Here is an 11,662-nt window from a genome sequence, read left to right as displayed (position 1 = left end):
GAGATTTTCACGAAGTTGACCGATCAGCTGAGTTTCGCAGGCTCCTGGATCGAAAATCACCTCGACGGATTCATCCAGAAGTTGCGTTAATCACTATCAGTCCCCGACCGTCGCTTACTTGGCGGCGTATGCGGATTCTCGTACTTTCGAAGCCGTGCTTCAAGTTCCTCAATACGCTTGCTTTGCTGTTCGATCACCTTTTCCTGCTTTTCAATCAGTTCAGCCTGTTTGTCGATCTGTTCGTTCTTCTGGATGAGTTGTTCTTCCAAGTCGTCGATTTTCTCCTCTAGTTGGAGAAAGCGTGAAAGGATTTCTTCCTTGGTGAGATCGTCCCAACTCATCGATCCCACCCCAGTCTGGCGTCAGCAAAGGAACCGGGATGGTCTCCGAGCAGCGGAGACCATCCCTGCGGAGGTGCAACTGACCCCTGCCGACAAAGCATATCTCCACCGTAGATCGCCTCCTACGAGATACTAACGAAATCAGCTGGGGCTAAACACGTACACGTAAACGAGACCGGGATGGCGTAGGACTCGTTTTCCTTCGCCAGCGAGAGAGTTCCCATCGATTGGTTTTTGAGAAATTCCTCAATTTCCGCTTGATCGAGAGCATTGGCGGCTGATTTTGTCATACGAAAACCTCCCTTCGCAACCACATAAATTCACAGTGAACTGACGTCAAACATGGTGACGTACCTGCGGGATTATTTACACTTACGGGCACAACTACGTAAACACATCTCGAATCTCGATTCGGTCGAGTGCAGAAAGAACGGCATCACGAAGACCGTCGTTGCCACGTTCGTCTTCACGCACGTGTTGGCTTGGCTGTACGTCCACCTTTCGGAGTGGGAGACGCGGATCGCTTCGCCATATCGGCCGATCCGACAGCAAGAATCCGGCGGTTGAGGACACATCCGCTGTTTCGTACCTGCACTGGTTGCCGGAACTGATCGACGAATCGGCAACCGTCACCCTGTCGCGAACCTTTTCTAGGGAACGGCCTTAGCCATCCACGCCGTTGTTATCCACGTGCTTTATGAAGCGAATCGTGGACAGATCGGATAGAGATACCATGGTCCAGCGCATTCTGACCCCGACCGACGGTAGCGACCCGAGCATTCGTGCGATCGAACAGGCCGTAGAGATTGCAAAGCCGTCCAACGCGACGATCCACGTGCTGTCGGTGATTCCAGAGATGACCAGAGGAGCCAGGGCCCAGGAGGAGTGGGACGAGCGCGTGGCTGACGCGCTCGCGAGCGCACGCGAGATGATCGATCGGGAGGGTCTCGAGTACGAGGAAGCGAGACTGAACGGCCCCGTTGCGCGCGAAATCGTCGATTACGCGACGGAGCACGATATCGACCTGATCGTCATGGGGACCCACGGGCAAAGCGGACTCCACAGGTTCCTGATCGGAAGCGTCACCCGGCGTACCATCGAAACGTCTCCGATTCCAGTGGTAACGGTCCCACCCGAAGAGTGACGCCACACGTGGACGAGGACTGAGCAGGGAAACGATACTCAATCTGCGCGGCGATCAGCCACGCGAACGCAGGCAGATTTGCCAGCAGCGTCACATCGATCGAATCGGAATTTGAACTGTCCCCTCATTTGGATAGTGTCCTGGTCGAAGATTACAACGGAACCGAGGATGCTATTCTAGCCCGCGAACGGTTCCGTCGTCGTCGACTTCGATGTCGGTCGCGGCCGGATCCGCGGGTAAGCCTGGCATCGTGAGAACGTCACCGGTGAGCGCGACGACGAAGCCCGCCCCGGCCGACGGATACAGTTCTCTGACCGTCAACTCCCAGCCGAACGGGACGCCAGCCTCGTCGGGGTCGTCCGAAAGCGATGCAGGCGTCTTCGAAAGACAGACCGACAAGTCGTCCAGCCCGAGGGCAGTCAGCGTCTCGATGTCGTCCCGCGCTTGCGGAGTAAACTCGACGTCGTCGGCCCCGTACACCTGCGTAGCGATTGCGCGAATCTTCTCGTCGATCGGCATCGACGGGTCGTACGAGTGTCGAAGCGACGTCACCCCGGATTCGGCCGCGTCCCGCACCCGTTCGGCCAACTCGAGACCGCCTGCTCCCCCGTCGCGGTGTACCGTCGAGACGGCGGCCGGAACGTCGCGCTGGTCACAGTGTTCGAGGACTGCCCGTACCTCCTCGTCAGTATCGTCGGGAAACCGGTTGACTGCGACGATGACCGGAAGCCCCATTGCGCGAAGGTTGTCGACGTGGTGATCGAGGTTCTCACACCCCGCGCGAACGACCGCAACGTGGTTCTCGCCAGCGTCGTCGTCGGCCTGTTGGATTCGTTGCTGTCGTTCCAGCATCGCCTCGCCGTGTTTCACGAGCGCGTCGACGGTCGCGACGACGACGGCGACGTCGGGAGCAGGACCGTTCCGAGCGACGATGTTGACGAACTTCTCCGCGCCGAGATCGGCTCCGAAGCCAGCCTCGGTGACGAGGTAGTCACCCAGACGCAAGCCGAGCTGATTCGCGAGGATTGAATTCGTGCCGGTCGCAATGTTTGCAAACGGACCGCCGTGAACGAACGCAGGCGTCCCCTCGAGCGTCTGGACGAGGTTCGGCCGTAGGGCGTCTTTCAACAGTGCGGTCACGGCCCCGACACAATCGAGGTCTGCGATCGTGATCGGTTCGCCGTCGGTGTCGTAGGCGACGAGAATCCGGGCAATTCGGTCCTCGAGGTCGGGAATGTCGGTCGCCAGACAGAGGACGGCCATGAGTTCGGAGGCGGCGGAAATGAGGAACGAGTCCTCTCGCGGCGGCCCGTTTACTTTGCCGCCAAGGCCGACGACGATTTCCCGAAGCGCGCGGTCATTGACGTCGAGCGCGCGATTCCAGACGACGCTGTCGGGCTCGATACCGAGTTCGTCATCGTGGGTCCGCTCGGCGTCGATCATCGCCGCGACGAGGTTGTGTGCCGCCGTGACGGCGTGGATGTCACCGGTGAAGTGCAGGTTGATCTCCTCCATCGGAAGCACCTGGCTATATCCGCCGCCCGCCGCGCCGCCCTTGATGCCAAACACCGGCCCCTGGGACGGTTCCCTGATGGCGACGACGCTCGATTCACCCTGTCGTGCGAGCGCCTGTCCGAGTCCGATAGTGGTGACGGTCTTGCCAGCACCTCGCTGTGTCGGCGTCATCGCCGTCACCAGCACGAGGGTCCCGTCTGCCGGTTCGTTCCGCTGTCGGCGAATGGCCTCCCAGGTCAGTTTCGCGACCCCGTCGCCGCGACGGTCGAGATCCGTCTCGTCGAGCCCCATTTCGTCGGCGATGTCTTCGATCGGATGTCGAGACGCGTTCCGTGCAATTTCACTGTCTGGGGGAACGGCTCCGTCGGAGTTCGTCTGCGTCATATAGTGTCCTATACGTACAACGCGCTAAAGTTCACGTGGGTAGTCCAGGAGACTGGTAAGCCTATCGAGACCGGTCTCTGAAACGAGTAACTCCCGACGCAACGGTTGAGAGTAATCTTTCCGCCTCGTACAAAATCACACTCTCCTACGCCGGTCAATCCATTCGTGTCGGGACGCCGACGGGAACCTGATCACTCGCTTTCGTACCACCGATCGAACCGCTCGGATAGCGAGTCGGAGACGTCCGTGAGATAGGCCGTTCCCCACAGGGTCACGATCACCGCGCCGATGGCGTTGAAAATCAGGTCGACGATCGTATCGTTGATCCCGTACTGCGCCAGGACGGCGTCGAGCCCGAGCACGATCGCACTCTGGTCGATAACGAACTCGAGGATCTCCCAGACGACCCCAGCCGCAAACACGAAAATGAGGATGAACGCGACCATTACCTTCGGCGGAATGTAGACGCGGTCGGTGTGGACGTGAACGGCTCGAAAGATCGCGTAGCCGGCGGCTGCGACGACCGACGCCGACAGTGCGTGAGTCAGGTGATCCCACGGATCGATCACGTCGTACAGCCCTGCCGAGCCGAGCGCGTGGAGGAAGACCGCGGTCGTGATCCACAGAACGAGCCCGGCGTCCATCGGGAGGTCGTACTCCCACTCGAGGATCGCCGGGACGAACGTGATCCCGAGCGCGACCGCGGCGTTGGCGATCGTCGGCAGGTCTCGGATGTACAGCCCCCAGACGAGAACGACGGCCAGGACGACCTGCATGGCCCGACTCGCCTGTCGCTGTCGCCGGGGTGAGATGCCGAGCCGATCCCGGAGTTTCGGCGATTCGGGTTCGGCGGTCGACGCTGCGTCGTCTTCGGCCTCGAGTTCAGCCCGGGGTTTCGGCGGGACGTACGTCCGCTCGGTCGGCATGCGGTTTCGCGAGCGGAAGTACAGGTCGAACACGAGGCCACTCACGACGCCGGCAATACCGGCGTAGATGAACTCGATCATCACGTCGGCGTTGATCGCGTCCTGGGGGCGGCCGTCTAGCACGAACGACGTACCAACGAGGATATCGGCGACCCACTGGAGAACGTTCCAGATACCGGCGACTGCGAGCGTCGTCAGCACTACGAGAGCGATGGCGAGGCCGTGGTTCAAGCGGACGGCAGTGAACTGGTGGAGTTCGACGGCTATCAACAGCGCCAGCGCGGCGACAGCGAGGTACGCCGGCACGTCGGTCACGAAGGCCCGACCCAGCAGCGCCTCCCAGAGGATCGGAACGGCGGCGATGACGATCAGTTCCCACGGCGGCATCACCCGCGGATCCCGGAACGCGAGCCCAGGCACGAGGTCGATCGCGACGACCACAAACGCGAGAAAGGTCCAGTCGAACGCCCCCTCGAGGGCCGTCAGGACCGCAGTCAACGACAGGACGACGACGACGACCCAGCCGACGATGGCGTTCGGGCCCGTCTCCGAGAGCAACGCCCCCATGTCGTCCGTCCGTTCCATGCACGACAATTCGAACGACGGCTTCAAATTCGTATCCCCGTCCGTCTGGCCCCAGCCGGGAAACGTTCATACCTATCCGTCGCTTACGAGAGGACACAATGATGGCGACGACGCACGCACTCTGGGGGATGGCCCTCGCACTCCCCGTGCTCGCGACTACCCCGGAGTACGCACCCATCGCGTTTCTCGCAGGACTCGGCGGCGGGCTCGCACCCGACTTCGATCTCTATGCGGGACACCGAAAGACGCTTCACTTCCCCGTCTACGCGTCGATCGCGGCGATCCCCGCAATGGTGCTCGCTGCGATCGTCCCGACGGCCGTGACGGTGGCACTCGCCGTCGGGCTCGCGGCCGCGGCGCTGCACACCGTCAGTGACATCCTCGGCGGCGGCCTCGAGCTCCGACCCTGGGAGGGGAGCTCCGAGCGAGCGGTTTACAGCCACTATCACGGGCGGTGGCTCCGACCCCGGCGGCTGGTTCGGTACGACGGAGCGCCGGAAGACTTCGCACTGGCCGGCATCGCTGCGGTACCGATCACACTCGTCGGCGACGCTCTGATCACGACAATTGCCGCCGCGCTCGTTGCGGTATCGGCCGTGTACGTGCTCCTTCGCAAGTGGCTCGCGGCGCTCGCCCCACGCCTCGCTCGCTTGCTCCCGGCGCCGCTTCGCCCGTACGTTCCTGCCCGGTACCTCGATATCTGACGATCGATCGGCTGAGAAGAGACTGTTTCGGGGTCTACCTTTTTGAGCATAGCCGGCGAACGAACCGTATGCACGTTCTCGTGCCGATTGACGACTCCGACCCCGCAGACGCCGCACTCGAGTACGCTGTTACCGAGTTCCCCGACGCCGACATAACGGCGTTGCACGTAATCGACCCCTACGAGACGAGTTTATCGTCGTGGCTTGGTGGGGACGAGTTCTCGGAGCGACTCGAGGAGGACGCCGCGGAACTGCTCGCGGCGGCCACGGAACGGGCCGCCGAGCACGACACCTCGATCGACACCGAACGGGTCGTCGGCAAGCCAAGCACGGAGATCCCGAAGTACGTCGAGGAATTGGATGTCGATCGGGTAGTGATCGGAAGCCACGGCCGTCGCGGCTCCGCGCGCGTATTGCTCGGCAGCGTCGCCGAACAGGTCGTGCGCCGCGTGCCAGTGTCAGTGACCGTCGTCAGGTGAGACGGACTGCTGTACTGCCGGCCGGGCGGACCGTCACCAGATCGTGGACTCATCGGCAATGGCGTACAGTGTGCCATACGACGCAGTCGTCGTTACGACACGCCGAACGGGACCCGGATCGGGACAGTATCGGCGATTTTGACCTGGATCGTCCGCTTCAGCACCGGCCAGAGTCCGCCTCGAATCAGGTCCGAGTCGGTCCCGACCGCCACGTCGTCGTCGACCTCGTAGTCGAGGCCGCGGGCTACGACGATCGGCGTCCGTTCGGCGGCCTGGCCGGAGAGCAACGCGGACGCGGCGGCGAGTTCGTCGGCCTGCAGGTCGACGCCACCGAGCTTTGGCGTCCCGAAGAGGTCCGTCGCGCCGAAGTTGCTGTCGACGGGATCGATCCCGGCACAGCCGATTGCGACGTCGACACTGCCGCCCCGGTAGCTGAGTTCGGAGTCGGCAACGATAACGGCAACCTCGATCCCCGCACGGTCGCGGATCTCCTCGCGGATCCGGCGAGCGCTGGCGTTTGGGTCGGCCGGCAGCAGCGTGGCTGACTCGCCTGGCGAGTTCGAGAGGTCGATCCCGGCGTTCGTACAGAACCGCCCATTCCAGAACGTCACCAGCAGTGACGGCAGCGATTCGAGCGCGGCAGACGCGGCCTCGGGGTCGACCGCGTGATCCTCGAGGCGATCGACTCCTGGGCCGATATCGGCGATGGGGATTGCCCCGAGAACGGTCGACTCCCGCAGTATCAACTCGACTTCGCGGGGATCGATCCCCGTCACGTCGGCGATCCGGTCGGCCCGCGAAGAGACGGGAACGGCCTCCAGGTCGACGTATCGACCCTCGGCGAGCGAGACGACCTTCGAGGAGATGACGAGGATGTCGCCGTCCCGAAGGGTGGGATTCGCTTTGACATCGACATCGGGGGCGAGTTCGGGACCGTCGCCCGATCCCTCGCGATCGGTCGCCGTCGCCTCGAGCAGCAGGCCCACGAGGTCCTCGTCGCCCTCGAGCAGCCCTACGTCGACCCCGTGGAAGGAGCGTTGCGGTTCGGTTTCGGTGTCGGTTCGACGTTCAGTATCGAGATCTGTCTCGGTCGTGTCGGCGACGAGCCACGTCGAGCGACGTATAGCCGTGGGGCTGTGGCGAAACGTGACAGACCGTGTTGACGGGGAGGGAAGATCGGTGAAACGTTTAATCCGCCGCTTGGTGGAGAGGCGACCGGGGACGGTATCGTCCCCGAGTATGCATGACGACCGACAACAACCCGTTCAGAAACCTGCAACGGCAGTTCGAACACATGCAGCGGCAGTTCGAGGAAGCGCTCGAGTTGTGGAACGTCGACGGGGTCGAGACGTCGACGGGCGACGCCGAGACGACGGTAGCGATGGGAACGAAACCCGGGATGGGGATCGACCTGGCCGACCGGGGCGACGAGTTCGTGCTGACGGCCGACGTGCCGGGGTTCGAGAAGGACGATATCGAACTCCACCTCTCGGACGACACGCTCCACATTGCCGCGGAGCACGAGGAGACTGACGAGCGCGAAGACGACGAGTTCTACATCAGGAGCGAGCGCCAGCGCCGGTCGCTGCGTCGATCCGTCACGCTGCCGGATCAGGTCGAGGAAGACGCCATCGAGGCGACCTACCGGAACGGCGTCGTGACAGTCACCATGCCGAAACGAGAGTCGACTGAGCCGGATGGTCGGACGATCGACCTCGAGTGACGACCCGGAGGTGGCAAGCGGCGAAACGCAGTAACTCACTACCGCCGGCCACCGATCCATCGACGAACCCGCTCGGACGGTGACCTCGAGGAGGGCGCCATGGTTGCCGCCGACTTGCTCGAGGCGCACTTGCCATAGCGCGGTCCCTCGCGCTCACGGGTCGCTTGGCCGGTTCCCGACCGGAAGCAGGTACAGCGGATCGAGCGCGTCCGAGAGCGACAGCACTGCCGCGAGTTCGGTGTCCGAAAACGCCCCGACTGGGCAGACGTTCAGACCGCGTGCCTCGGCGATCAAGTGAACGTTCTGAGCGACGTGACCCACCTCCATCCTGACGTACCGTTTTCCGTGGTCGGGATACTGCTCGACCGTTTGGTCGTCGTCAGCCGCGACGACGACCGTGGCGGGTGCGTCTTCGACGACCGGCTGCTGGAACGCCGCTCGCGCGAGGTCGTCGTGGATCGGCGCCTCGAGCACTTGATCGAGGCTGTGTTCGGCTGGCTCGTACTGGTACAGTCCCGGCTCGAGCACTCCGCAGCCGTCCGACGCGACCTCGAGGAAGACGGTGAGTGGATAGCTCGCACCGGCGCTCGGAGCCGCTCGGAGTGTGACTCCGTCTCGGACGTGTGTGAATCCCTGGGCCGCCCACAGGAGCTGGGAGGCGTCCTCGATGGTGATCGGATCGGACGCGAACGACCGGCGGCTGGCCCTGGTCGCGATCGCGCGCTCGACGCTCGTCTCTCCGTGGGGAATCGGCTCGGGGAGGTCGATCGATGTCATGGCCGTCATCGCACGTGCAGGATGAAAATACCGTTCCCCGCCGCCCACCGCGCGGTCGTCGCCCTACGACGCTAAGGAACCGCCGAACGAACGCTCACCTCTGACCAGTACGGTACTCGTTCCGATCGACGGTTCACCGCTGTCGTTGAGGCCGCTTTGCCACGTGTTCGACGCGTTTCCCGACGCCAAGATCGCCGTCTACCACGTCGTGGACCTCTTCGCGCCCGGCCCCGATCCCGGATACGGTGCCGACTCGAGCCTCGAGATACCAGCCACCTACGAACCGATGATCGGCACCGACGAGTGGTACGGCACCGTCGAAGAATCGACGGACCGCCTCTTCGAGGAGGGAGGCGAGGTCGCTGCCGAGTACGATCGGGAAGTAACGACCGAGTCCGATATCAGCAACCCGGCGCGCCTGATCGTCGAGTACGGAACGGAGGAAGCCGTCGACCACGTCGTCCTCGGCGCACACGGACGGCCCGACGAGCGACGCCCGCTGTACGGGAGTGTCTCGGAGACGGTCGTGCCGCGCGTACCGGTGCCGGTGCCGGTGACGGCCGTCCGGTGATCGAGCGACGGGAAGCTCCCGACCCCACGCACGTGTCGTCCACTGCGTGAATCGCGATCGCGGGTATCGACGCGCAGTTCGACCCCGCTATCCGCCCACACCTAGAATTATTCCGCGCCTCGTCGTCTGACCGCCCGATGCGGTATCTCGAGATCACTGTGCCGACGAGCCGCCGGGAGACCGTCCTCGATGTACTCGACGACGAGGGTATCGAGTACGTCGTCACCGACGAAGCGACCGGTAGCGAAACGACCGACGCAGCCGTCGTTCGCCTGCCGCTGCCGACCCGTGCCGTCGAGCCCGTACTCGATAGGCTGGCCGACGCCGGACTCGAGGACGCCAGGGTCGTCGTCATCGACGCCCAGACGGTCGTCTCGAAACAGTTCGACGAGTTGCTCGACGAGTACAGCCACGGCGGGACCCGCGGTGAGCGGACCTCGAGACAGGTGTTGCGGACGAAAGCCGACGAATTCACGCCGTCGATGACGATCTACCTCGTGATGTTGCTCATCAGCGCGGTCGTCGCGACCGCAGGGCTGCTCTCTGATTCGCCAGCGGTCGTCGTCGGGTCGATGGTGATCGCACCGCTTCTGGGACCCGCACTCGCAGCCAGCGTCGGGATCGTCACCGGCGACGACGAACTGCGGACGACGGGGTTCCGGTACCAGACCATCGGTATCGTCGTCGTGATCGTCGCCTCGATCGGTCTCGCAACTCTGGCTCGCCTGGGCGGGTTCGAACCCGGCGGCGTCGACATCGTCGTCGTCGCCGAACTCGAGGAGCGAGTCTCACCGAATCTGCTGTCGGTCGCCGTCGCGCTCGGGGCTGGGGTCGCGGGCATCCTTAGCCTTACCCGCGGTTTTTCGGAGGCTATCGTCGGCGTGATGATCGCTGCCGCACTGATTCCGCCCGCCGCGGCCGTCGGCATCACGACCGCCTGGGGGATGTACGGCGCGGCACTCGGCGCGCTCGTGCTTGTCGTCGTCAACGTCCTCTCGATCAACTTCGCCGCGCTGGTCACGCTGTGGGTCGCCGGCTACCGTCCGCAGGGGCTGTTCGACGTGCCCCCGACCCGGAAGCCGACGTACACGTACGGAGTGGTCTTCGGCGTCGCGCTGCTGTTGCTGGCGGCTCCGCTTGCCGGCGTCACGCTCGTCGAGTTCCAGGCGACGCAACTCACCTCCACGGCGAACGACGCAGTCGACGAAGCCCTTGCCGAACCGGACCACGCGGACCTCGAGCGTGAATCGGTCGAGGTGACGCTCGACGACGACTATCCGCTGCGCTCGATCGATCGAGTCGTCGTCACTGTCTCCGGGACGAGCCCTGGTGAGAGTCCTGGACTCGCTGATCGGATTCGGACCGTCCTCGAAACGACGACCGACGACCCGGTAATCGTCGAAGTACAGTACGTCGTCGCCGAAGAGAGCGGTCCAGACACCAACGTGGCTACGACCTCGGTCGCTGACGAGCAGTACCAGAAAGCAGCGTCGCACGAGATCGATCAGCCCGTTCCATGAACTCGAGAATACGGGCCGATTGTGTCCCGCACGTCGGTCGGCACCTTCGAGTCTCACAGAGAGTTCTACAGACGGAGCAGGCCGAGTGCCCGGCTGACGCAGTAGCGGAGATTTCCGTATCGACGCCTCGTTGCTGACCGTGACGTGAAACGGCTTGTCACACGGGACCGTTACGAAGACGGATACCTTTGGCTTACTAACGTGGAAAGAGGGGAATAACCGCGGCGTTCAGTGGCGGTTTTCAAGCGGGTGGGTTTTCGTAAGGACTGCTGTACGTCATTTTCGGAGCGAGTGCGGAACGGCTCGCGATCGCTCCGGGACACAAATACAGTAGACCGTATGGTACAGTGATTGTGTCATATAGGTCCATGATGGAATAGACAGTACTCACCACCAACTGATCTCACGTGGTGACTCTTTCCGACTGTTTTCCAATTATTATACTGTTACTGTATATGTGTGCAACCCAACACTATTTTACATAAGTACATGTGTAATAGGTAGGGTGTGTCTATGCGTATTATCGCACCGTAAATAACGGATTTCCACGACGATTCGGCGCTGTACCAGCCGCGAAATGCTCCCTTGTCTTCGTCCGAAGTCAGTTATCAGTACCTACGACGGATACCCACGCTCCTTGAAGACGAATCGATCGAACGACACGATACGGTCGAAACGTAGTTGACGGAACACGGTTGCGAACGAGCGTCTGTCGCGACCACTGCACGACCGTGTTGAATCGTCATACTGCGGTGGAATTCACTGTTTCACGGCTCAGTTGATCTGATGGCGACATATATCAGGGCGATGTCTTGGAGTACACGGACCTATAGTATAGTAGCCACTGCAAGTCACTGCACACCTGATCGCACGACGACTGTGCGATCAGATGTAATTTAGCCTGTTGCATCTTCAATATCAGTTCGCAGGACGTGGCTGGGTAGCCTCGATCCAAGCGACTGAGGACAAGATGTGCCAGATTGACGTTCATTT

11 protein-coding genes and 1 pseudogene are annotated in these 11,662 nt (G+C 62.5%); 6 read left to right on the top strand and 6 right to left on the bottom strand.

The window, feature by feature from the left end:
• Positions 1–95: 95 nt before the first annotated feature.
• Positions 96–341 (bottom strand): annotated as a pseudogene (locus D8Y22_RS15410) (IS66 family transposase); the annotation flags it as partial.
• A 122-nt stretch (positions 342–463) separates the two neighbouring features.
• Complete coding sequence (locus tag D8Y22_RS22450; RefSeq protein ID WP_174811875.1) at positions 464–631, bottom strand: hypothetical protein; 168 nt, start codon at positions 629–631, stop codon at positions 464–466.
• A gap of 443 nt (positions 632–1,074) precedes the next feature.
• Between D8Y22_RS22450 and D8Y22_RS15405 the strand changes: the two genes are divergently transcribed.
• Positions 1,075–1,485: a universal stress protein gene (locus tag D8Y22_RS15405; protein ID WP_141465590.1), complete on the top strand. Its 411-nt coding sequence runs from the start codon at positions 1,075–1,077 to the stop codon at positions 1,483–1,485.
• Between the two features lie 171 nt (positions 1,486–1,656).
• On the opposite strand, the gene D8Y22_RS15400 is transcribed toward D8Y22_RS15405, so the two are convergent.
• Entirely contained in the window at positions 1,657–3,384 is a 1,728-nt protein-coding gene (locus D8Y22_RS15400; protein WP_141465589.1) for a formate--tetrahydrofolate ligase, read from the bottom strand.
• 191 nt (positions 3,385–3,575) lie between these two features.
• The gene (locus D8Y22_RS15395) at positions 3,576–4,895 is read right to left on the bottom strand and encodes a hypothetical protein (RefSeq protein WP_141465588.1); all 1,320 of its coding nucleotides are present in this window, start codon (positions 4,893–4,895) and stop codon (positions 3,576–3,578) included.
• Between the two features lie 98 nt (positions 4,896–4,993).
• Between D8Y22_RS15395 and D8Y22_RS15390 the strand changes: the two genes are divergently transcribed.
• Both D8Y22_RS15390 and D8Y22_RS15385 read left to right on the top strand, forming a co-directional pair.
• The gene (locus tag D8Y22_RS15390) at positions 4,994–5,599 is read left to right on the top strand and encodes a metal-dependent hydrolase (RefSeq protein ID WP_174811874.1); all 606 of its coding nucleotides are present in this window, start codon (positions 4,994–4,996) and stop codon (positions 5,597–5,599) included.
• Between the two features lie 68 nt (positions 5,600–5,667).
• On the top strand, positions 5,668–6,078 hold the full coding sequence (locus tag D8Y22_RS15385) for a universal stress protein (RefSeq protein WP_141465587.1): 411 nt from the start codon (positions 5,668–5,670) through the stop codon (positions 6,076–6,078).
• A gap of 92 nt (positions 6,079–6,170) precedes the next feature.
• On the opposite strand, the gene D8Y22_RS15380 is transcribed toward D8Y22_RS15385, so the two are convergent.
• A complete protein-coding gene (locus tag D8Y22_RS15380) occupies positions 6,171–7,064 on the bottom strand; it encodes a coenzyme F420-0:L-glutamate ligase (RefSeq protein WP_174811873.1) in 894 nt (297 codons plus the stop codon).
• 257 nt (positions 7,065–7,321) lie between these two features.
• On the opposite strand from D8Y22_RS15380, the gene D8Y22_RS15375 reads away from it, so the two are divergent.
• Complete coding sequence (locus D8Y22_RS15375) at positions 7,322–7,801, top strand: Hsp20/alpha crystallin family protein (protein WP_141465585.1); 480 nt, start codon at positions 7,322–7,324, stop codon at positions 7,799–7,801.
• 153 nt (positions 7,802–7,954) lie between these two features.
• On the opposite strand, the gene D8Y22_RS15370 is transcribed toward D8Y22_RS15375, so the two are convergent.
• Positions 7,955–8,578: a SagB/ThcOx family dehydrogenase gene (locus D8Y22_RS15370; protein ID WP_141465584.1), complete on the bottom strand. Its 624-nt coding sequence runs from the start codon at positions 8,576–8,578 to the stop codon at positions 7,955–7,957.
• A 100-nt stretch (positions 8,579–8,678) separates the two neighbouring features.
• Between D8Y22_RS15370 and D8Y22_RS15365 the strand changes: the two genes are divergently transcribed.
• Both D8Y22_RS15365 and D8Y22_RS15360 read left to right on the top strand, forming a co-directional pair.
• On the top strand, positions 8,679–9,149 hold the full coding sequence (locus D8Y22_RS15365; protein WP_141465583.1) for a universal stress protein: 471 nt from the start codon (positions 8,679–8,681) through the stop codon (positions 9,147–9,149).
• Positions 9,150–9,286: 137 nt separating this feature from the next.
• The gene (locus tag D8Y22_RS15360; RefSeq protein ID WP_141465582.1) at positions 9,287–10,669 is read left to right on the top strand and encodes a TIGR00341 family protein; all 1,383 of its coding nucleotides are present in this window, start codon (positions 9,287–9,289) and stop codon (positions 10,667–10,669) included.
• Positions 10,670–11,662 lie beyond the last annotated feature (993 nt).

It is taken from the genome of Salinadaptatus halalkaliphilus (genome assembly GCF_006543045.1).
GTDB classification, from domain to species: domain Archaea; phylum Halobacteriota; class Halobacteria; order Halobacteriales; family Natrialbaceae; genus Salinadaptatus; species Salinadaptatus halalkaliphilus.
This window is presented reverse-complemented; position numbering and strand designations above follow the sequence as displayed.